Origin of the sequence: Herbaspirillum sp. RTI4 (assembly GCF_034313965.1) — a bacterium.
Taxonomy (GTDB): domain Bacteria; phylum Pseudomonadota; class Gammaproteobacteria; order Burkholderiales; family Burkholderiaceae_D; genus Herbaspirillum.
Window position 1 is genome coordinate 744,960 of sequence record NZ_JAVIWQ010000002.1, and the last position, 22,301, is coordinate 767,260.

At 53.2% G+C, this 22,301-nt stretch carries 13 protein-coding genes, 2 tRNA genes, 5 rRNA genes and 1 pseudogene; 11 read left to right on the top strand and 10 right to left on the bottom strand.

The window, feature by feature from the left end; genetic code table 11:
- The first annotated feature begins 280 nt into the window (after positions 1-280).
- The 3 genes and pseudogenes from RGU70_RS03555 to RGU70_RS03565 form a co-directional block, all read left to right on the top strand.
- Positions 281-3,154 (top strand): 23S ribosomal RNA (locus RGU70_RS03555).
- A gap of 152 nt (positions 3,155-3,306) precedes the next feature.
- A 5S ribosomal RNA gene (gene rrf / locus RGU70_RS03560) occupies positions 3,307-3,419 on the top strand.
- Positions 3,420-3,640: 221 nt separating this feature from the next.
- A pseudogene (locus RGU70_RS03565) lies at positions 3,641-4,206 on the top strand (transposase); the annotation flags it as partial.
- Positions 4,207-4,252: 46 nt separating this feature from the next.
- Here the strand turns inward: RGU70_RS03565 and RGU70_RS03570 are convergent.
- Positions 4,253-5,358 (bottom strand): IS3 family transposase gene (locus tag RGU70_RS03570; protein ID WP_416186472.1). Its coding sequence is split into 2 segments (ribosomal slippage): positions 4,253-5,100 and positions 5,100-5,358, totalling 1,107 coding nucleotides; the frame shifts between segments, so codons are not numbered across the junction.
- 730 nt (positions 5,359-6,088) lie between these two features.
- On the opposite strand from RGU70_RS03570, the gene RGU70_RS03575 reads away from it, so the two are divergent.
- The 5 genes from RGU70_RS03575 to rrf (RGU70_RS03595) all read left to right on the top strand — a co-directional run bounded on the left by RGU70_RS03575 (position 6,089) and on the right by rrf (RGU70_RS03595) (position 11,395).
- Positions 6,089-7,619: ribosomal RNA gene (locus tag RGU70_RS03575) — 16S ribosomal RNA — on the top strand.
- 129 nt (positions 7,620-7,748) lie between these two features.
- Positions 7,749-7,825, top strand: a tRNA-Ile gene (locus RGU70_RS03580).
- A gap of 40 nt (positions 7,826-7,865) precedes the next feature.
- Positions 7,866-7,941 (top strand) — tRNA-Ala (locus tag RGU70_RS03585).
- 315 nt (positions 7,942-8,256) lie between these two features.
- Positions 8,257-11,130: ribosomal RNA gene (locus tag RGU70_RS03590) — 23S ribosomal RNA — on the top strand.
- A 152-nt stretch (positions 11,131-11,282) separates the two neighbouring features.
- A 5S ribosomal RNA gene (gene rrf / locus RGU70_RS03595) occupies positions 11,283-11,395 on the top strand.
- Together the 16S, 23S and 5S rRNA genes with 2 tRNA genes alongside form the textbook arrangement of a ribosomal RNA operon.
- A gap of 177 nt (positions 11,396-11,572) precedes the next feature.
- Here the strand turns inward: rrf (RGU70_RS03595) and ureG are convergent.
- The 7 genes from ureG to RGU70_RS03630 form a co-directional block, all read right to left on the bottom strand.
- Entirely contained in the window at positions 11,573-12,202 is a 630-nt protein-coding gene (ureG, locus tag RGU70_RS03600) for an urease accessory protein UreG (protein ID WP_322210689.1), read from the bottom strand.
- A 186-nt stretch (positions 12,203-12,388) separates the two neighbouring features.
- Complete coding sequence (locus RGU70_RS03605; RefSeq protein ID WP_322210690.1) at positions 12,389-13,069, bottom strand: urease accessory protein UreF; 681 nt, start codon at positions 13,067-13,069, stop codon at positions 12,389-12,391.
- Between the two features lie 18 nt (positions 13,070-13,087).
- Positions 13,088-13,624, bottom strand: coding sequence for an urease accessory protein UreE (gene ureE, locus RGU70_RS03610; protein ID WP_322210691.1), 537 nt, complete (start codon positions 13,622-13,624; stop codon positions 13,088-13,090).
- A 23-nt stretch (positions 13,625-13,647) separates the two neighbouring features.
- Positions 13,648-15,348 carry an urease subunit alpha gene (gene ureC / locus RGU70_RS03615; RefSeq protein ID WP_322208035.1) on the bottom strand — a complete coding sequence of 567 codons (1,701 nt, stop codon included), beginning with the start codon at positions 15,346-15,348 and terminating at the stop codon, positions 13,648-13,650.
- The gene (locus RGU70_RS03620) at positions 15,345-15,686 is read right to left on the bottom strand and encodes an urease subunit beta (protein ID WP_322208036.1); all 342 of its coding nucleotides are present in this window, start codon (positions 15,684-15,686) and stop codon (positions 15,345-15,347) included. The genes ureC and RGU70_RS03620 overlap by 4 nt, the downstream gene beginning before the upstream one ends.
- A 29-nt stretch (positions 15,687-15,715) precedes the next feature.
- On the bottom strand, positions 15,716-16,018 hold the full coding sequence (locus RGU70_RS03625) for an urease subunit gamma (RefSeq protein ID WP_322208037.1): 303 nt from the start codon (positions 16,016-16,018) through the stop codon (positions 15,716-15,718).
- 105 nt (positions 16,019-16,123) lie between these two features.
- Entirely contained in the window at positions 16,124-17,032 is a 909-nt protein-coding gene (locus RGU70_RS03630; protein WP_416186545.1) for an urease accessory protein UreD, read from the bottom strand.
- Positions 17,033-17,084: 52 nt separating this feature from the next.
- Here RGU70_RS03630 and RGU70_RS03635 point away from each other — a divergent pair, with 52 nt between their 5' ends.
- The gene (locus RGU70_RS03635) at positions 17,085-17,303 is read left to right on the top strand and encodes a hypothetical protein (protein WP_322208039.1); all 219 of its coding nucleotides are present in this window, start codon (positions 17,085-17,087) and stop codon (positions 17,301-17,303) included.
- A gap of 151 nt (positions 17,304-17,454) precedes the next feature.
- Here the strand turns inward: RGU70_RS03635 and RGU70_RS03640 are convergent, their stop codons facing one another.
- Complete coding sequence (locus RGU70_RS03640; RefSeq protein WP_322208040.1) at positions 17,455-18,282, bottom strand: ferritin-like domain-containing protein; 828 nt, start codon at positions 18,280-18,282, stop codon at positions 17,455-17,457.
- Positions 18,283-18,494: 212 nt separating this feature from the next.
- Between RGU70_RS03640 and RGU70_RS03645 the strand changes: the two genes are divergently transcribed.
- Positions 18,495-19,718 carry a Bcr/CflA family multidrug efflux MFS transporter gene (locus RGU70_RS03645; protein WP_322208041.1) on the top strand — a complete coding sequence of 408 codons (1,224 nt, stop codon included), beginning with the start codon at positions 18,495-18,497 and terminating at the stop codon, positions 19,716-19,718.
- A 129-nt stretch (positions 19,719-19,847) separates the two neighbouring features.
- Positions 19,848-21,515, top strand: a complete 1,668-nt coding sequence (gene ettA, locus RGU70_RS03650) for an energy-dependent translational throttle protein EttA (RefSeq protein WP_322208042.1) — start codon at positions 19,848-19,850, stop codon at positions 21,513-21,515.
- 110 nt (positions 21,516-21,625) lie between these two features.
- On the opposite strand, the gene RGU70_RS03655 is transcribed toward ettA, so the two are convergent.
- Positions 21,626-22,204, bottom strand: coding sequence for a DUF4337 domain-containing protein (locus RGU70_RS03655; protein WP_322208043.1), 579 nt, complete (start codon positions 22,202-22,204; stop codon positions 21,626-21,628).
- Positions 22,205-22,301: the final 97 nt, after the last annotated feature.

Genomic DNA, 22,301 nt, shown 5'->3' on the forward strand with positions numbered 1-22,301 from the left:
GCGGATTTAGGTTTGATCTTTTAGATCACTAGCTGTTTCGTTCTTTAACAATCTGGAAGAAGTAAAGATTTATCAATTTAAGCGGATTCACGCAAGTGGAGAAGTGGAGATTGATGGGTGTGATTGTATCAAATCAAAAAAGTATTATTTGAAGTGATCTTTAAGTTTTAGAAGACCGCTTTGGAAATACGGCAAACGCTAAACTCATAGAAATACCCTTGTAACCACTTTTTGTCTGCGAATGAACGGTAGTACAGCAGATGAGAAGCTAAAGTTATAGGGACAAGTGAATAAGTGCACATGGTGGATGCCTTGGCGATGTCAGGCGATGAAGGACGTAGTAGCTTGCGATAAGCTGCGGGGAGCTAGCAAACAAGCTTTGATCCGCAGATTTCCGAATGGGGTAACCCGGCCTTAGGGTCATTTAACACTGAATACATAGGTGTTAAAAGCGAACGCGGCGAACTGAAACATCTAAGTAGCTGCAGGAAAAGAAATCAACCGAGATTCCCAGAGTAGTGGCGAGCGAAATGGGACCAGCCTGCAAGATTTAGCATTATTGATAGTAGAAAGCTCTGGAAAGTGCTGCCATAGAGGGTGATAGTCCCTTATACGAAATCAGTAGTGTGGAACTAAGCTTGCGACAAGTAGGGCGGGACACGTGAAATCCTGTCTGAACATGGGGGGACCATCCTCCAAGGCTAAATACTCGACATCGACCGATAGTGAACCAGTACCGTGAGGGAAAGGCGAAAAGAACCCCGGAAGGGGAGTGAAATAGATCCTGAAACCGTGTGCATACAAACAGTAGGAGCGGACTTGTTCCGTGACTGCGTACCTTTTGTATAATGGGTCAGCGACTTACATTCAGTGGCAAGCTTAACCGTATAGGGAAGGCGTAGAGAAATCGAGTCCGAATAGGGCGATAGTCGCTGGGTGTAGACCCGAAACCAAGTGATCTACTCATGGCCAGGTTGAAGGTGCGGTAACACGCACTGGAGGACCGAACCCACTAATGTTGAAAAATTAGGGGATGAGCTGTGGGTAGGGGTGAAAGGCTAAACAAACTTGGAAATAGCTGGTTCTCTCCGAAAACTATTTAGGTAGTGCCTCAAGTATCACCATCGGGGGTAGAGCACTGTTATGGCTAGGGGGTCATCGCGACTTACCAACCCATTGCAAACTCCGAATACCGATGAGTGCGAGCTTGGGAGACAGACGTCGGGTGCTAACGTCCGGCGTCAAGAGGGAAACAACCCAGACCGCCAGCTAAGGTCCCAAAGATTGGCTAAGTGGAAAACGAAGTGGGAAGGCTAAAACAGTCAGGAGGTTGGCTTAGAAGCAGCCACCCTTTAAAGAAAGCGTAATAGCTCACTGATCGAGTCGTCCTGCGCGGAAGATGTAACGGGGCTAAGCCAGTCACCGAAGCTGCGGATATGTGTTTACACATATGGTAGGAGAGCGTTCTGTAAGCCTGCGAAGGTGTCTTGTAAAGGATGCTGGAGGTATCAGAAGTGCGAATGCTGACATGAGTAGCGATAATGGGGGTGAAAAGCCCCCACGCCGTAAGCCCAAGGTTTCCTGTTCAACGTTCATCGGAGCAGGGTGAGTCGGCCCCTAAGGCGAGGCAGAGATGCGTAGCTGATGGGAAGCAGGTTAATATTCCTGCACCGTCGTTAGATGCGATGGGGGGACGGATCGCGGAAGGTTGTCCGGGTGTTGGAAGTCCCGGTTCCTAACTCACAGAAGGCTACTAGGTAAATCCGGTAGCGTAATTCAAGGGGTTGGGACGAGTGAATTTATTCACGAAGCAATTGGAAGTGGTTCCAAGAAAAGCCTCTAAGCTTCAGTCTAACGAGACCGTACCGCAAACCGACACAGGTGGGCGAGATGAGTATTCTAAGGCGCTTGAGAGAACTCGGGAGAAGGAACTCGGCAAATTTGTACCGTAACTTCGGGATAAGGTACGCCCTAGTAGTTTGACTGGCCTGCGCCAGAAGGACAAAAGGGCTGCAATAAAAAGGTGGCTGCGACTGTTTAATAAAAACACAGCACTATGCAAACACGAAAGTGGACGTATATGGTGTGACTCCTGCCCGGTGCTGGAAGATTAAATGATGGGGTGCAAGCTCTTGATTGAAGTCCCAGTAAACGGCGGCCGTAACTATAACGGTCCTAAGGTAGCGAAATTCCTTGTCGGGTAAGTTCCGACCTGCACGAATGGAGTAACGATGGCCACACTGTCTCCTCCCGAGACTCAGCGAAGTTGAAATGTTTGTGATGATGCAATCTACCCGCGGCTAGACGGAAAGACCCCATGAACCTTTACTGTAGCTTTGCATTGAATTTTGAACCAATCTGTGTAGGATAGGTGGGAGGCTTTGAAGCGTGAACGCTAGTTTGCGTGGAGCCAACCTTGAAATACCACCCTGGTTTGTTTGAGATTCTAACCTTGGTCCGTTATCCGGATCGGGAACAGTGCATGGTAGGCAGTTTGACTGGGGCGGTCTCCTCCTAAAGTGTAACGGAGGAGTTCGAAGGTACGCTAGGTACGGTCGGACATCGTGCTAATAGTGCAATGGCATAAGCGTGCTTAACTGCGAGACTGACAAGTCGAGCAGGTACGAAAGTAGGACATAGTGATCCGGTGGTTCTGTATGGAAGGGCCATCGCTCAACGGATAAAAGGTACTCTGGGGATAACAGGCTGATTCCTCCCAAGAGTTCATATCGACGGGGGAGTTTGGCACCTCGATGTCGGCTCATCACATCCTGGGGCTGTAGCCGGTCCCAAGGGTATGGCTGTTCGCCATTTAAAGTGGTACGTGAGCTGGGTTTAAAACGTCGTGAGACAGTTTGGTCCCTATCTGCCGTGGGCGTTGGAAGTTTGAAGGGGGCTGCTCCTAGTACGAGAGGACCGGAGTGGACGAACCTCTGGTGTATCGGTTGTCACGCCAGTGGCATTGCCGAGTAGCTAAGTTCGGAAGAGATAACCGCTGAAAGCATCTAAGCGGGAAACTCGCCTTAAGATGATACTTCCCGGGAACTAGATTCCCCTAAAGGGTCGTTCGAGACCAGGACGTTGATAGGTCAGGTGTGGAAGCGTAGTAATACGTTAAGCTAACTGATACTAATTGCCCGTGAGGCTTGTCCCTATAACCTTAGCTGGTTATATTCGATGAGATTTGTGTTTGCCTTGGTCGGTACAACACACCCGGCGTCTCTGCCCAGAGATGCCAACTTTACTTCTTCCCAGATTGCGCTTTGTGCTGCTCCCGTTGGAGAGCACCGAGTGTTACAAGTTATGCCTGATGACTATAGCAAGTTGGTACCACCCCTTCCCATCCCGAACAGGACCGTGAAACGACTTCGCGCCAATGATAGTGCTGCAACCAGTGTGAAAGTAGGTCATCGTCAGGCTTTGTTTTAAATAAAAGGGCCCTAGCTTAACCGCTACGGCCCTTTTTCTATTTCAACTCAATAATCTTCAGCGTAGCGGCTTTGTGACCTGCCCCCAAGAATTAGCGACAGCGCGCAGTAGAATCCGAGTTTAAAAACTGTTTGGCAGCAAATGCATTTGACCTTCCCCCGCCAAAGTATCCCAATGTAAAGTTAGTGACTGTGCTGATGGAGAGCTAGTCATGAAAAAATCGAGATTTACGGAAGAACAGATAATCGGCGTCTTGAAGGAAGCCGATGCCGGAATGAAGGTGGCTGATTTATGCCGTAAGCACGGCATATCAGACGTCACGTTTTACAACTGGCGTAGCAAGTTTGGTGGCATGGAAGTTTCGGAGGCCCGGCGTTTAAAGGCTTTGGAAGAAGAGAATCAGAAACTCAAACGTCTGGTTGCAGAGCAAGCGCTGGATATCCTCGTATTGAAAGACGTCCTGCAAAAAAAGTAGCGCTGCCCGCGCAGCGCAAAGAAGTCGTGCAGCAGGTCATCGCGCAATACGATTTCTCTGAGCGGCGGGCCTGCAGCTTAATTGGTCTGAACCGGCGCACCTATCGACGACCGATACCTGTTGAGGACGATGCGCCTGTTCGTCAGAGGATGCGCGAACTGGCACAGGAGCGCCCTCGATTTGGATCGCCACGTTTGCACGTTATGTTGCGCCGGGAAGGCTTGGTCATCAACCATAAGCGTACCGAGCGTCTCTATCGTAAAGAAGACTTGTCGTTGCGAGGCAGGCGTCGTAAGAAGGGACCAAGTCACTTACGCGTTGTGTTGCCGATGTGACCTGCTCCACAATTTAGTCCGAAACCGACATAGAGTTTGCGGTTAAAAAACTATCTGCAAATCTGTTCGGTGTCAGGTAGCCAAGTGCGCTGTGGGGGCGCTCCTCGTTGTATTCCTGACGCCATGCGGCGATGACTTCCCGTGCATGACGCATTGATAAAAACCAATGCTCATTCAAACATTCATCCCGAAACTTACCGTTGAAACTTTCAATATAGGCATTCTGCTGCGGCTTGCCCGGTTCGATAAATCGCAATTGAAGCTGTTTTCGGTAAGCCCATTCATCGAGTACCTTGCTAATAAACTCGGGGCCGTTATCTACAGTCACCGATCTGGGCAACCCTCGATTTTCTGCCAAACGCTCTAAAACAGCCACGACACGGCGACCAGGCAGTGAGGTATCCACTTCTATTGCCAAACACTCTTTTGTGAAATCATCGACGATATTCAAACAGCGCAGGCGACGTCCGTCAATAAATCCATCCGATACAAAGTCCATCGACCAACTCTGATTCGGTCCCAGTGCTACTACCTTCGGCTGCCGTTCAACGCCAGCGATACGCTTGCGCTTGCGTCGACGCACCATCAAACCGGCTGCGTGGTAAACCCGATACGTACGCTTAGGATTAATCAACCAACCTTCCCGGCACAGCAGCACATGCAGGCGTCGATATCCGTAACGCCTCTTCTGACCAGCCAGTTCAGTCAATCGTCCTGCCAACTGTTCGTCGCTCGGGCGAGTCGATTCATACCGATATAACGACCTGGAAATGCCCATCAGCCCACAAGCACGCGTAACACCTATTCCGTGGTTTTCCATGACATAGGAAACGGCGTCACGTCTGGCTTGTGGGCTTACCACTTTCGGCCAACAACATCCTTGAGAGCTGCGTTGTCGAGCATTGATTCTGCCAGCAAGCGTTTCAACTTGGCGTTCTCTGCTTCAAGAACCTTGAGTCGTTGTGCTTCGGATACCGTCATCCCGCCGAATTTCGCTTTCCAGTTGTAATAGGTGGCGTCGCTAATACCGTGTTTGCGACAAAGCTCCGCTACTTTTACGCCAGTTTCCGCTTCTTTTAATACGCCAATGATCTGTTCTTCCGTGAATCGATTCTTCATGCTTGCCTCCTTAGGGGCAAACTCTACATTATGGCCGTACTAATCTCGGGGAGCAGGTCACATGATCCAGCTCCTTTCAGAGTTGGATTCTACCCAGGCTTGATGCTCATGTTGGGGGTAGGTCAATGTTTTCATGTAAAACTTCCTCAAAATCTGATTTAAGAAAATTCTACTTTTAAAGTTCACTTTTTTGTGAGGGCATTACCATTATAGTGCGGCCTCTTTTCGCTGGCGGCAGTGGGTTGGCAAAGGAAGTGGCGAAACAGGTAAGTTGTTTTAATAGTGGGACGAAAGCAGCGGATTCGCCAAATAGTTTAAAAAGGTATTGACTGAAGTCTAAGGATGTCGCATAATCTCGCTTCTGTGTTGTTGAGCAGGAAGAAAAAAGAAAAAATGTAGTTGAAAAACAAAATTTAGCGATGACACAAAACGATGTGATTGCGGCATAAGCGGAAGTTCAGGGATGAATGAAAGCGATGCGAAGTAGCAGAGTATGTTGGGCGGCGAAGTGTGCGGCTTGGGTGCGATGAGACTGAAAGTTCTTTAAAAATTAACTGTCGATAAGTGTGGGCGTTTGATGGAACTGTGGCGATATTTCTTCGGAAGTGTCGCAAACTTTACACATTAAATGTTCACAAGAAATATAGGTAAGATCGAAAGAAATTATCTGTCAGTATTTTGAGTGAGCGATACCCGAGAGGGTAGGCAGCAATGCCACAAAACAGAGATTAAACTGAAGAGTTTGATCCTGGCTCAGATTGAACGCTGGCGGCATGCCTTACACATGCAAGTCGAACGGCAGCGCGGGAGCAATCCTGGCGGCGAGTGGCGAACGGGTGAGTAATATATCGGAACGTGCCCTAGAGTGGGGGATAACTAGTCGAAAGATTAGCTAATACCGCATACGATCTAAGGATGAAAGTGGGGGATCGCAAGACCTCATGCTCGTGGAGCGGCCGATATCTGATTAGCTAGTTGGTGGGGTAAAAGCCTACCAAGGCGACGATCAGTAGCTGGTCTGAGAGGACGACCAGCCACACTGGGACTGAGACACGGCCCAGACTCCTACGGGAGGCAGCAGTGGGGAATTTTGGACAATGGGCGCAAGCCTGATCCAGCAATGCCGCGTGAGTGAAGAAGGCCTTCGGGTTGTAAAGCTCTTTTGTCAGGGAAGAAACGGTCTGGATTAATACTCTGGGCTAATGACGGTACCTGAAGAATAAGCACCGGCTAACTACGTGCCAGCAGCCGCGGTAATACGTAGGGTGCAAGCGTTAATCGGAATTACTGGGCGTAAAGCGTGCGCAGGCGGTTGTGCAAGACAGATGTGAAATCCCCGGGCTTAACCTGGGAATTGCATTTGTGACTGCACGGCTAGAGTGTGTCAGAGGGGGGTAGAATTCCACGTGTAGCAGTGAAATGCGTAGATATGTGGAGGAATACCGATGGCGAAGGCAGCCCCCTGGGATAACACTGACGCTCATGCACGAAAGCGTGGGGAGCAAACAGGATTAGATACCCTGGTAGTCCACGCCCTAAACGATGTCTACTAGTTGTCGGGTCTTAATTGACTTGGTAACGCAGCTAACGCGTGAAGTAGACCGCCTGGGGAGTACGGTCGCAAGATTAAAACTCAAAGGAATTGACGGGGACCCGCACAAGCGGTGGATGATGTGGATTAATTCGATGCAACGCGAAAAACCTTACCTACCCTTGACATGGATGGAATCCTGAAGAGATTTGGGAGTGCTCGAAAGAGAACCATTACACAGGTGCTGCATGGCTGTCGTCAGCTCGTGTCGTGAGATGTTGGGTTAAGTCCCGCAACGAGCGCAACCCTTGTCATTAGTTGCTACGAAAGGGCACTCTAATGAGACTGCCGGTGACAAACCGGAGGAAGGTGGGGATGACGTCAAGTCCTCATGGCCCTTATGGGTAGGGCTTCACACGTCATACAATGGTACATACAGAGGGCCGCCAACCCGCGAGGGGGAGCTAATCCCAGAAAGTGTATCGTAGTCCGGATTGGAGTCTGCAACTCGACTCCATGAAGTTGGAATCGCTAGTAATCGCGGATCAGCATGTCGCGGTGAATACGTTCCCGGGTCTTGTACACACCGCCCGTCACACCATGGGAGCGGGTTTTACCAGAAGTAGGTAGCCTAACCGTAAGGAGGGCGCTTACCACGGTAGGATTCGTGACTGGGGTGAAGTCGTAACAAGGTAGCCGTATCGGAAGGTGCGGCTGGATCACCTCCTTTCTAGAGTGCACGGGGAAGTCAAGCGTCCACACTTATCGACAAGTTAATGAAGAAAAGAACAGTTATTTGGCTGCGCGACTGGGGCGCGATGTAAAGCGCGAGAGTTGGCCGCTGTGTACTGATCCAAGCGGGTCTGTAGCTCAGCTGGTTAGAGCACCGTGTTGATAACGCGGGGGTCGTTGGTTCGAGCCCAACCAGACCCACCAAGGTACAAGATTATCAAGCGAAGTTTGATAAGAAGTAAATGGGGGTTTAGCTCAGCTGGGAGAGCACCTGCTTTGCAAGCAGGGGGTCGTCGGTTCGATCCCGTCAACCTCCACCAAGAAATATCAAACCTAAGTCGAACGCGAAGAGCGTGCGGATTTAGGTTTGATCTTTTAGATCACTAGCTGTTTCGTTCTTTAACAATCTGGAAGAAGTAAAGATTTATCAATTTAAGCGGATTCACGCAAGTGGAGAAGTGGAGATTGATGGGTGTGATTGTATCAAATCAAAAAAGTATTATTTGAAGTGATCTTTAAGTTTTAGAAGACCGCTTTGGAAATACGGCAAACGCTAAACTCATAGAAATACCCTTGTAACCACTTTTTGTCTGCGAATGAACGGTAGTACAGCAGATGAGAAGCTAAAGTTATAGGGACAAGTGAATAAGTGCACATGGTGGATGCCTTGGCGATGTCAGGCGATGAAGGACGTAGTAGCTTGCGATAAGCTGCGGGGAGCTAGCAAACAAGCTTTGATCCGCAGATTTCCGAATGGGGTAACCCGGCCTTAGGGTCATTTAACACTGAATACATAGGTGTTAAAAGCGAACGCGGCGAACTGAAACATCTAAGTAGCTGCAGGAAAAGAAATCAACCGAGATTCCCAGAGTAGTGGCGAGCGAAATGGGACCAGCCTGCAAGATTTAGCATTATTGATAGTAGAAAGCTCTGGAAAGTGCTGCCATAGAGGGTGATAGTCCCTTATACGAAATCAGTAGTGTGGAACTAAGCTTGCGACAAGTAGGGCGGGACACGTGAAATCCTGTCTGAACATGGGGGGACCATCCTCCAAGGCTAAATACTCGACATCGACCGATAGTGAACCAGTACCGTGAGGGAAAGGCGAAAAGAACCCCGGAAGGGGAGTGAAATAGATCCTGAAACCGTGTGCATACAAACAGTAGGAGCGGACTTGTTCCGTGACTGCGTACCTTTTGTATAATGGGTCAGCGACTTACATTCAGTGGCAAGCTTAACCGTATAGGGAAGGCGTAGAGAAATCGAGTCCGAATAGGGCGATAGTCGCTGGGTGTAGACCCGAAACCAAGTGATCTACTCATGGCCAGGTTGAAGGTGCGGTAACACGCACTGGAGGACCGAACCCACTAATGTTGAAAAATTAGGGGATGAGCTGTGGGTAGGGGTGAAAGGCTAAACAAACTTGGAAATAGCTGGTTCTCTCCGAAAACTATTTAGGTAGTGCCTCAAGTATCACCATCGGGGGTAGAGCACTGTTATGGCTAGGGGGTCATCGCGACTTACCAACCCATTGCAAACTCCGAATACCGATGAGTGCGAGCTTGGGAGACAGACGTCGGGTGCTAACGTCCGGCGTCAAGAGGGAAACAACCCAGACCGCCAGCTAAGGTCCCAAAGATTGGCTAAGTGGAAAACGAAGTGGGAAGGCTAAAACAGTCAGGAGGTTGGCTTAGAAGCAGCCACCCTTTAAAGAAAGCGTAATAGCTCACTGATCGAGTCGTCCTGCGCGGAAGATGTAACGGGGCTAAGCCAGTCACCGAAGCTGCGGATATGTGTTTACACATATGGTAGGAGAGCGTTCTGTAAGCCTGCGAAGGTGTCTTGTAAAGGATGCTGGAGGTATCAGAAGTGCGAATGCTGACATGAGTAGCGATAATGGGGGTGAAAAGCCCCCACGCCGTAAGCCCAAGGTTTCCTGTTCAACGTTCATCGGAGCAGGGTGAGTCGGCCCCTAAGGCGAGGCAGAGATGCGTAGCTGATGGGAAGCAGGTTAATATTCCTGCACCGTCGTTAGATGCGATGGGGGGACGGATCGCGGAAGGTTGTCCGGGTGTTGGAAGTCCCGGTTCCTAACTCACAGAAGGCTACTAGGTAAATCCGGTAGCGTAATTCAAGGGGTTGGGACGAGTGAATTTATTCACGAAGCAATTGGAAGTGGTTCCAAGAAAAGCCTCTAAGCTTCAGTCTAACGAGACCGTACCGCAAACCGACACAGGTGGGCGAGATGAGTATTCTAAGGCGCTTGAGAGAACTCGGGAGAAGGAACTCGGCAAATTTGTACCGTAACTTCGGGATAAGGTACGCCCTAGTAGTTTGACTGGCCTGCGCCAGAAGGACAAAAGGGCTGCAATAAAAAGGTGGCTGCGACTGTTTAATAAAAACACAGCACTATGCAAACACGAAAGTGGACGTATATGGTGTGACTCCTGCCCGGTGCTGGAAGATTAAATGATGGGGTGCAAGCTCTTGATTGAAGTCCCAGTAAACGGCGGCCGTAACTATAACGGTCCTAAGGTAGCGAAATTCCTTGTCGGGTAAGTTCCGACCTGCACGAATGGAGTAACGATGGCCACACTGTCTCCTCCCGAGACTCAGCGAAGTTGAAATGTTTGTGATGATGCAATCTACCCGCGGCTAGACGGAAAGACCCCATGAACCTTTACTGTAGCTTTGCATTGAATTTTGAACCAATCTGTGTAGGATAGGTGGGAGGCTTTGAAGCGTGAACGCTAGTTTGCGTGGAGCCAACCTTGAAATACCACCCTGGTTTGTTTGAGATTCTAACCTTGGTCCGTTATCCGGATCGGGAACAGTGCATGGTAGGCAGTTTGACTGGGGCGGTCTCCTCCTAAAGTGTAACGGAGGAGTTCGAAGGTACGCTAGGTACGGTCGGACATCGTGCTAATAGTGCAATGGCATAAGCGTGCTTAACTGCGAGACTGACAAGTCGAGCAGGTACGAAAGTAGGACATAGTGATCCGGTGGTTCTGTATGGAAGGGCCATCGCTCAACGGATAAAAGGTACTCTGGGGATAACAGGCTGATTCCTCCCAAGAGTTCATATCGACGGGGGAGTTTGGCACCTCGATGTCGGCTCATCACATCCTGGGGCTGTAGCCGGTCCCAAGGGTATGGCTGTTCGCCATTTAAAGTGGTACGTGAGCTGGGTTTAAAACGTCGTGAGACAGTTTGGTCCCTATCTGCCGTGGGCGTTGGAAGTTTGAAGGGGGCTGCTCCTAGTACGAGAGGACCGGAGTGGACGAACCTCTGGTGTATCGGTTGTCACGCCAGTGGCATTGCCGAGTAGCTAAGTTCGGAAGAGATAACCGCTGAAAGCATCTAAGCGGGAAACTCGCCTTAAGATGATACTTCCCGGGAACTAGATTCCCCTAAAGGGTCGTTCGAGACCAGGACGTTGATAGGTCAGGTGTGGAAGCGTAGTAATACGTTAAGCTAACTGATACTAATTGCCCGTGAGGCTTGTCCCTATAACCTTAGCTGGTTATATTCGATGAGATTTGTGTTTGCCTTGGTCGGTACAACACACCCGGCGTCTCTGCCCAGAGATGCCAACTTTACTTCTTCCCAGATTGCGCTTTGTGCTGCTCCCGTTGGAGAGCACCGAGTGTTACAAGTTATGCCTGATGACTATAGCAAGTTGGTACCACCCCTTCCCATCCCGAACAGGACCGTGAAACGACTTCGCGCCAATGATAGTGCTGCAACCAGTGTGAAAGTAGGTCATCGTCAGGCTTTGTTTTAAATAAAAGGGCCCTAGCTTAACCGCTACGGCCCTTTTTCTATTTCAACTCAATAATGCCTTCGCCCAACAGCACGCTCAAGCGCTTGCTGGCCACCCTACCTAGACGCACTCAAGCGGCTTGTTAGATCAGATCGGATCGCGGTACTACAGTTTGCGTAGGTACTCGATCACAGTACATGCCGATCCAGAAGCCCTTGCTCGCGAACGAAGGCAATCACTTCATCAACACCGACTCCTGTACGCAAATTGGTAAAGATAAAAGGCCGATCACCGCGCATACGTTTTGCATCGTGCGCCATGACGTCCAGATTGGCGCCTACATACGGTGCCAAATCCACTTTGTTGATAATCAATAAATCAGAACGAGTAATGCCAGGCCCGCCTTTGCGAGGAATTTTTTCTCCACCCGCTACATCGATGACATAAATCGTCAGGTCTGACAGCTCCGGGCTGAAGGTTGCCGCTAAATTGTCGCCACCCGACTCCACCAGAATCAAATCCAGATTTGGAAAATCCGCACACATGCGGGCAATCGCTTCGAGATTGATCGAGGCATCCTCGCGGATAGCCGTGTGCGGACAACCGCCAGTCTCCACGCCCATCAAGCGCTCGGCGGGAAGCGCCTCCGCGCGCAACAGAATTTCCATATCTTCTTTGGTATAGATGTCATTGGTGATGACAGCCATATCGTAGTGATCGCGCATGCGTTTGCACAGCATTTCACACAGAGCGGTTTTGCCTGAGCCGACCGGACCGCCGATGCCGACACGAAGGGGATTGGAAGTGGAAGCAGTCATCATAAGAAAGGAAGAAAAATAAATTCAATGAAAATACGGAGGAATACTTTAATCGGACTTACGTAAAAGGCCGCTGGCTAAGCGCATTAAGTGGTGTGGCAGGCGATACAACAATGCCAGCTGGCTTTGGCATAAGCCTGATTTAAAATCTAACAGTAGCGTACAAGGAACCTAAAAAGCGCGTTATCAGGATCGATAAAGCCGACTATATTGCACCTCATGCTGCATGGACAAAAGCGAAAGCCCGGGAGACCAGTTCGACAGCTGATCGTCATCGAGCAATTGAGCCGACTCCGCCACCAAAGACAGATCACTTTGTAGCGAAAGCAGAAGCCGCTGACCGGCAACCTGACCAAGCGGCACCGATTTCACACAAACCAGCACCTGATTTTCAGCCCAGGAAAAAAGAAAACCCAACAACATGGCTGCCGGTGGAATCTGCAAAGCCACGCCGGCACAGGCAAAGGCCGTAGAAAATCCGACTTCCTCCTGCGCCACGAGAAGTTCACGCAAAGAGGCCTCGCCCATTTCCAGATCAATCATCAAACGTGCCAGCGAATAGCCCATCTGTACCGTTTCTGCCCGGAACTCCGCTGTGTCGCGCGCGGCAAGCAAGCAGGCATTCCAATGCGCGACCGCCGCACCATCCGATTCTGCAAAGGCCTGTAGCAAACGCCATAAAACCGGCGCATCGAAAGTCGCCACGACTTCATGCAGCATGGCGCGAATCCAAAGACGGGCAGTCTCTTCATTCTTGACGGACCCGTTTTCAATCGCACTCTCCAACCCCTGCGAATAACTATAAGCGCCCACGGGCAGAGACGGGCTGGCCAGCTGCAACAAGTGCAAAAGCGCGGAGGATGGAATCATGGCAATACCCGGTGCTTACGCTGCATCGGGTTTGTCGGGCTTGTCACTCGGCCGGTGAATGCGCTGACGCAAAGGCACCGGCGCCAGAAGATGCGAATGGCCCTCGTCACCATGTCGATGCCCGCCGCCATAAGCGCCGGCTTCCGGTTCAAAGACAGCGAACTCCTCACTGACCACCGCGCCTAATCCAACCAGCATTTCCTTGAGCACCGCATCCTGCCGAATCCGCAAAAAACCCGCGCCATCACTGCCAATGTGCGCTTGCGTGTGCCGATTTCCAAGATGAAATGCGCAGCGCAGCAACAGGTGCGGCGTCGCACATTCGACCCGATACGTGGCCTCATCGGCGGCAACGATACGCACAACGCGGCCATCGTCGCCGCGCAGCAAATCACCATCGCGCAGAACGGTGCCGCGCACCGTAAAGACGGCGACATCTTCTCCAGAAATCAGCTTTGCGCGGAGCCGGCTTTTTTCGCGCAAATCAAAGGGCAGGCGCAGCTCTCCATCGATGTGATCTGAATGCGGTAATTTGGTATGTAATGTCAACATAGTCGTCAGCATGGTCATGCGCCTTAAAACAGGAAATAGCGTTGCGCCAGCGGAAGCACCAGCGCGGGTTCGCAAGTCAATAACTCGCCATCGGCGCGCACCTCATACGTCTCCGGATCGACTTCCATGTGCGGTGTCGCGCCGTTATGAATCATGTGATGTTTGCGTAATTGACGCACGTCGCGCACCGCAATGACAGGTTTGTTCAGCTTCAAATGTGCGGGAATGCCACGGTCGATAGCGGCCTGCGACAAAAAGGTCAACGAGGTTTTCAGGCCGCCGCCAAAGGCGCCGAACATCATCCGGTAATGTACCGGCTGAGGCGTAGGAATCGAGGCGTTAGGATCGCCCATTTGCGCCGCCGCGATCATGCCGCTCTTCAAAATCATCGACGGTTTAACGCCGAAAAATGCTGGTCGCCACAACACGATATCCGCAATTTTCCCCACTTCCAGCGAGCCGACCACATGCGACACCCCGTGGGTAATCGCCGGATTGATGGTGTATTTGGCGATATACCGCTTGGCGCGGAAATTGTCGTTGCGGCTCGAATCTTCCTTCAGCGAACCACGTTGCACTTTCATTTTGTGCGCCGTCTGCCAGGTGCGCATGATGACCTCGCCGACGCGGCCCATCGCTTGCGAATCGGACGACATCATCGAAATCGCGCCCAGATCGTGCAGGATATCTTCGGCAGCAATCGTCTCGCGGCGAATGCGCGATTCGGCAAACGCCACATCTTCTGCAATCGCAGGATCGAGGTGATGGCAGACCATCAGCATGTCCAGATGTTCGTCTAGAGTATTGCGGGTGAACGGACGGGTTGGATTGGTCGAGGAGGGCAGCACATTGCTGTGACCAACTGCGGCAATAATATCCGGCGCATGACCTCCGCCCGCACCTTCGGTGTGGAAGGTATGAATAGTGCGATCCTTGAAAGCCGCCAGCGTGTGTTCCAGAAAACCGCCTTCATTCAAGGTGTCGGAATGGATGGCCACTTGCACATCCATGCGGTCGGCAACGCTCAGACAATTATCGATTGCCGCCGGTGTGGAACCCCAGTCTTCATGCAGCTTGAGTCCGATAGCGCCAGCTTCGACCTGCTCTTCCAGCGGACGGGGAAGGCTGACATTGCCTTTACCCAGAAATCCGAGATTCATCGGAAAGGCATCGGCGGCCGACAACATCGAATGAATATGCCACGGCCCCGGCGTGCAAGTGGTGGCCGCAGTGCCGACCGCCGGCCCGGTGCCGCCGCCGATCATGGTGGTGACGCCGCTCATCAGCGCCTCTTCGATTTGCTGCGGACAAATGAAATGGATATGCGTATCCACTCCACCCGCCGTAACGATGAGCCCTTCGCCGGCGATAATTTCCGTCGCGCCGCCAATGGCCATGGTCACATCCGGTTGGATATCGGGATTGCCCGCTTTGCCGATGCCCGCGATGCGGCCCGACTTGATGCCGATATCGGCCTTGACGATGCCCCAGTGATCGAGAATGACGGCATTGGTAATGACGGTGTCCATCACCTCCCGGTGATTGCGTTGCGACTGTCCCATGCCGTCGCGGATGACTTTGCCGCCGCCGAATTTCACTTCTTCGCCGTAGGTGGCGTAGTCTTTTTCGATTTCGATATACAGCTCGGTATCGGCCAGACGGATGCGGTCGCCGACGGTAGGGCCAAACATTTCTGCGTACGCCTGACGGCTGATTTTGCTCATGCTTTTGTGCCCACTTGTGCGCCCACTTTTTCTTCCAGTTTGCCCATCACCTGAGCGTTAAAACCGTAGACGCAACGCTCACCTGCCAGCGCGACCAGTTCCACCGTCCGATGTTGGCCGGGTTCGAACCGAACCGCTGTGCCTGCGGCAATATTGAGCCGCATGCCGTACGTGAGCGGACGATCAAAGACCAGCGCCGTATTGGTTTCAAAGAAATGGAAATGGGAGCCGATTTGAATCGGCCGGTCGCCGCTATTGGCGACCTTGACTGTCACGGTTGCGCGGCCGACATTGAGTTCAATGTCGCCGTCTTCAATCAGCATTTCGCCTGGAATCATGGCTGCCTCATTCGTCAATAAGAGTGTAGTTAAGGGATAGGATGATGCACGGTGACCAGCTTGGTGCCGTCCGGAAAGGTGGCTTCTACCTGAATGTCCGGGATCATTTCCGGCACGCCTTCCATCACGTCGGCGCGACTCAGAATAGTCGCACCGAAGGACATCAGCTCCGCTACCGTACGACCATCACGCGCTCCTTCCATGATGGCGGCGGAAATCAGCGCGACGGATTCGGGATAATTCAATTTCAAACCGCGTGCCTGCCGCCGTTCCGCTACTAATGCTGCGGTAAAAATCAGCAGCTTGTCTTTTTCTCTCGGAGTCAGTTCCATTATTTTTTCCTGTGGCAGAAGTCAAAGTGTTGCAGCAATTCAGTGCCGGTAGCGATTAAAGTAAGCGCTGCGCGGCAGTGTGGTCGGAGAGTTTTTCAATAAGCATTAGGTATTCCAGATGCGCGGAACCAGCGCCGGACGCTGCATGAATTCAGGGCGCAAAAATTGCCAGGCTAGTGTCAGCCATTGCCGCGCCAGTTCGCTGGAGTGGCCGAGATGGCGCAGGACGATGACGTCTTTTATTTGGCTGACGCCGCATTTGCCATTCGCGCCGATCAGATCGCTGGTGGCGGCGCGTAAATCGTTGACGAACTGATTGCGGTGCAGCGGTTTGCCCTCGTTGTTTACGGGTAATTTACCGACGGCAATCAGCGTCGCGCTCACGGTGTATCCGGCCAGCCCCAGCGGACTTTGCATGGCGTTGCCGGCCGCTTCCAGTGTCCCTTGTTCAAACCACAGCAGCTTGCCTTCGCGGTGCAGCGTCGTGCGTTGCAGGATGCGTCCCTGACGGAAAGTTTCGCCCGACGCCGTGCGGCCGAAACAGAGAATTTCGCCGCCGATATAGCTGGCATCCGCCGCCAGATGGACGGCGTGCTGCAAATGCACTTCGGAGCGATCGAAGAAAATGGTTTCCTGCGGCAGCCATTCCAGATGCGCGCCCGGGCCCAGTTCCAGCGCAATGGTCTGGCGCGATACCTGACCGTTGGCCTTGTACCATTTAGCCGCTCCCGGCGTGGTCAGCAGCGCCCGCCCGGCAGCACCGACGCTGGCCTTGATGTGCAGCTCATCACCGCCCACTACACCACCCGGCGGATGCACGATGATGGCGTGGCATACCGCAGCGCCTTCAGGATAGAGCGGCTTTTGTACACGCAGCGGCCCGAAATGCGCGCGCTCCACCAATCGTGTGGTGCCGCCGTCGTCGGCGAAGCGCAAGCTCAGGCGCGCTTGGCGGTCGGCGAGGGCGCTGTCTTCGCAAACAGTGGGGGACGGTGCGAGTGCAAGAAGATTCATCGACCTGATTTCAAAGGGTAAGGCCGCACTATACCGCCAGATGCCGCGCACCATGGACGCCATCCATCTGCGCCGGCACGCCAGTCGTGACGGCTACGATGCCGCAGCGTTGTCGGGCGTGGGACATGAGCCATCGATTTCGTCCTTGACGGTGGTGGTTTGCCGTTCTGAGTGGGCGGCCATGCCCATGACCTTGTTCGTAGTCAGGGGCGACTTATTTTTTGTTGCCTGCTCAATAAGCAGTTTGTATGCCAGCCGCTCCCCGTTTTGATGCGTAGAGGAGGCGCAGCGAGAGCGCAAAGACGATTCCAGTGCGCACCAAACTGGTGCCGCTTAGTTGGTGCGCAAGAACACCACTTAGCGAGTCCAGAGGAAAGTCGAGGGGGTTGGTTGCGGTAAAGGGGCAAGCCCGTGAGCGGAAGTCAGCGCAAAAACACGCGCTGCATGAAGTGAATGAGCGGGTACTGAACCATGCTTTGCAACATCGGCGGTAATTCCAGCGGCTTCATGATCATCTTGATGGTCGTGTCTGGCGTCAGGTGGGTGCGGACGGTGTGATTCATCGTCGCCAGCAGCCGCTGTCGCTGTGGCACATCGTCTGCGTGCAAGGGGTCGCGTATTTTGATGACATGGCGAATGGCGCAATCGGCATCTTCGCTTTTCAGCTCCAGCGTGCGGCGGCAGAGCGTGCCGAGGGTGCGCAGGCGTCCGGTGCCTTCCTGCTCCCGATAGCGGCGGAAACTGCGATAAAACTGCTTGTAGTGACTGACTTCATCGTCGGCGATGCGGTGCGCCAGTTGCCGCAGCACCGGTTCGCTCGTGCTGCGTGCCAGCGCCCGATAATACGTAGCGGTGCCGGTTTCCACCACGCAGCGCGCCGCCAGTTCCTGTGTTCGGGTCGATTCCAGCAGCTCGACCTTGCAATAGCCCGCATACTCACCGAGAAAGCTGCGATACGCGCGCTCCCAGTCGAACTCTGGCCAGACATAGTTAACATAGGCCCGCAAAGCCGCGCCATGCTGTAATTCTTCCACTTCCCAGTGATTGCGCAGCCAGTCCGACAGTTCGGCGTCGTTGCGATAAAAATCGACCAGGTTGCTGGCGTACACATTGGCACCGCTTTCCACGAAAGAGGCGCAGGCCAGCAGATAAAACAGGTTTTCATCGCGCCGTGTGGCGGGGATGTCGATGCACGAAAAATCCAGGTCGGTGATTTTCCAATGTCTTTTGTCTTGAAGGGGAATCGTCATATAGGTCTCCGTGTTGGAGTGGGATAAAAATCGCACACTAAATAAGACGGAGTGATGGAAGGTTTGGTTCAGGGGCGGGGCATAGTCGCGGGGTACGCTGACAGCAAAAGCGCCGATGTTGGTGTAGGATCAAGAGTTTTCCCGCAGGCCGGCCTTAAAAGCGCGTCTCCATCGGCGCCAGTCACTGCGGAAATGTTCACCCTCTGGATTTTATGCCCCCCGATTCTTCTTCCTCCCTTCAAGGCCGCGGCATTCCGCTGTGGCTGATTATGCTCGCCGTACTGACTGCATTCGGCTCTTTGTCGATCGATATGTACCTGCCCAGTTTTTCCACTATCGCCCATGAATTCGGCGTCGGCATCAACATGGTGCAATTGACGCTGGCGAGTTTTCTGGTCGGACTGGCGCTGGGTCAAATGTTTTACGGGCCGCTCAGCGATCGTTACGGACGCAAACCGCCGCTGTATTTCGGGATCGGTATTTACGTCGTGGTGTCGGCCGCGTGCGTGTTCGTTCACAGCATTGAGTCGCTGATCGTCCTGCGGTTTTTTCAGGGACTGGGCGCTTGCGCCGGGATCATCATTCCGCGTGCGGCCATTCGCGACAAGATGGGCGCAGCCGGTTCGGCCCGCGCTTTTTCGCTGCTGATGCTGGTGTTCGGTCTGGCACCGATTCTGGCGCCGTTTTTTGGCGGACTGGCTCTGCAGGCATGGGGCTGGCGTTCGATCTTTGTGATTCTGACCGTGTTTGGCGCAGGCTGTCTGATCGCCATGCACTTCATCATGGAAGAAACGCTGGACCGTCATCAGGCCAAGCCGCTGCAACTGGGACGGACGCTGCGCCAGTACCTGGATTTGCTGCGCCATCCGCAATTCATCGCCTACGCAGTCAACGGTGGCTTGATGCAAGCCGCCATGTTTGCCTATATTGCCGGCGCGCCCTTTGTGCTCATTGAGTTGCATGGCATAGCGCCGGAGCATTTCGGTTATGTCTTCGGTGCCAATGCCGTAGGGCTGATTATTTTTTCGCAGGTCAATGCGCGTCTGGTGCGCAAGCATCCGCTCGATTATTTGCTTAAACGCGCTTTGTGGGTGGCGGCTGGCGTGACGGCGACCATGGCGGTGCTGATTGCCGCCGGGGCGGATAGTCTGGCCGTGGTGCTGATTGGATTCTTTGGCTTTACTTGCAGCTATGGCTGTATCAGCCCGAATGTTGCGGCTATCGCTTTGTCGGAGCAGGGGCAGCAGGCCGGTACCGCGTCTGCGTTAATGGGCACGCTGCAATTCGGCATGTCGGTGCTGGCGGGCGTGGGCATCAGCATCTGGCACGATGGCACGGCATTGCCGCTGGCCATCATGATGGCCGTTTGTACTGTAGGCGGTTTGTGCTTGTATCTGGGTGTGGCCAGACGGCATGGGCTGAAGGCATCGAGTTAGTTTGTCGCCGGCTGCCGGGTTGCCCTACGCGCTCGCTTCGACCCTACGCGCAAATGCGTAATCGGCAGGCCCTGACGGTATACTGCGCGCAGTGTTTTTATTTCTCTTACTTTTAGGCAGATCCCAACTATGGCCCAATACGTCTATACCCTGAACCGCGTCGGCAAGATCGTGCCTCCCAAGCGGCAGATTCTGAAAGATATTTCGCTCTCCTTTTTCCCGGGTGCCAAGATCGGCGTGCTGGGTCTGAACGGCTCGGGTAAGTCGACGCTGCTCAAAATCATGGCTGGTCTGGACAAGGACATTCAGGGCGAAGCCACGCCGATGCCGAATCTGAATATCGGCTATCTGCCGCAGGAGCCGCAGCTTGATCCCGAGCAGACGGTGCGTCAGGCCGTCGAGGGAGGGCTGGGCGAGGCGTTTGAAGCGCGCGGCAAGCTCGATGAGGTGTATGCCGCGTATGCCGAGGAAGACGCCGATTTCGATGCGCTGGCCACCGAGCAGGCGCGGCTGGAGGCGATCATTTCCACCGCCGACGGCGGCAATCTCGATCAGATGCTGGAAATGGCCGCCGACGCACTGCGCTTGCCGCCGTGGGATGCGGTCGTCGGGGTTTTGTCCGGTGGTGAAAAACGGCGCGTAGCCTTGTGCCGCTTGCTGCTCTCGAAGCCAGACATGTTGCTGCTCGATGAGCCAACCAACCATTTGGACGCGGAATCGGTCGACTGGCTGGAGCAGTTCCTGCTGCGCTTTACCGGCACTGTGGTGGCCATCACCCATGATCGTTACTTCCTCGATAACGCGGCCGAGTGGATTCTGGAACTCGATCGCGGTCACGGTATTCCGTGGAAGGGCAACTACAGTTCCTGGCTGGAACAGAAGCAGGCGCGTTTGCAGTTGGAAGAGTCCAGCGAATCGGCGCGGCAGAAAACCCTCGCCAAGGAGCTGGAGTGGGTGCGTCAGAATCCCAAGGCCCGCCAATCCAAGAGCAAATCGCGGCTGGCGCGGTTTAACGAATTGTCCGAACACGAATACCAGAAGCGCAACGAAACCCAGGAAATTTTCATTCCAGTGGCCGAGCGACTGGGTAATGAGGTCATCGAATTCAAGAATGTCAGCAAAGGCTATGGCGACCGTCTGCTGATCGAAAATCTCGATTTCAAAATTCCCGCTGGCGCGATCGTCGGCATCATCGGCCCTAACGGCGCGGGTAAATCGACCCTGTTCCGCATGCTGGCCGGCAAGGAAACGCCCGATAGCGGCGAAGTGGTGCTGGGTTCGACCGTCAAGGTATCGCTGGTAGACCAATCTCGCGACGATCTGGAAAACAAGAAGACCGTGTTCGAAGATGTTGCCAACGGCGCGGATATTCTCACGGTCGGGCGTTTTGAAATGCCATCGCGGGCCTACCTCGGCCGCTTCAATTTCAAGGGCGGCGACCAGCAAAAAATCGTCGGTAATTTGTCCGGCGGTGAGCGTGGCCGTTTGCATCTGGCCAAGACCCTGCTGCAAGGCGGCAATGTCTTATTGCTCGATGAACCGTCCAACGATCTCGACGTGGAAACACTGCGCGCCCTGGAAGATGCCTTGCTGGAATTTGCCGGTACGGTACTGGTGATTTCCCATGATCGCTGGTTCCTGGATCGGATTGCCACGCACATCATGGCATTTGAAGGCGATTCGCACGTCAGCTTCTTCGACGGCAATTATCAGGAATACGAAGCCGACAAGCGCAAGCGTCTCGGCGAAGAAGGTGCCAAGCCTAAGCGGATTCGCTACAAGCCGGTTACTCGCTAAGACGAGTTAGTTCACTGCCTGACGGCAAACGGCGCGGCACAGTCATCAGACTGCACCGCGCCGTTTGTTTGTGTGCCGACCGCTTAGGTCGTGCCAGGTCTTGCTTCGTCTTAAATATGCAATGCCGCCAGCGCACCTAACACCAGACCCACGCCGCCCACGCTGAACGACATGCGCTTGAGCCAGTTCTTGCGCGTCAGCAAGGTAATGGCCGCGAGCGAAATCGCAATCTGAATCGCCGTCATCGCCTGCGCCCAACGGTGGTGCTGATGCATGCTGGCTTCGGATTTCTCATCCCAGGCCAGCGATTCGGCTTCCAGTTTTTCAGCGCCGATACGGATTTCTTCCTTTTCTTTTTTATAGCGCTCGGCCGAGGCAGCGTATTTGCTTGCATCGACACCGGGGATGGTCATCGCCAGTTCCGACAGGTTTTGCCGGCTCGATTTTGCCTGGTAGTAACTCCACTGATTGGCCGCCTCGGTTTTCTTGATGACCGCATTGTTCTTATTCATCGCTGCCGCGCTTTCAGTGGAGCCGACCTGATAGCTGAACATCGCCCCGGCAGTGGCCATGATGGCGGTGACCATGGCGATCTTGCCGGCAAAATTGTCGCCGCTGCCATGAGCGTGTTCGACGACGTGCTCCAACTGCTGTTCGTGCGGGCTGGGTACTTCGAATTCTGCGGCCATATTTTCTTTCTTTTAGTGAGAATTAATGAGAGTTCGTCCCCCGTTGACGGGCATATCCGGACATTAATGATGTTGTGTGCTGGCGCACATCAACGCT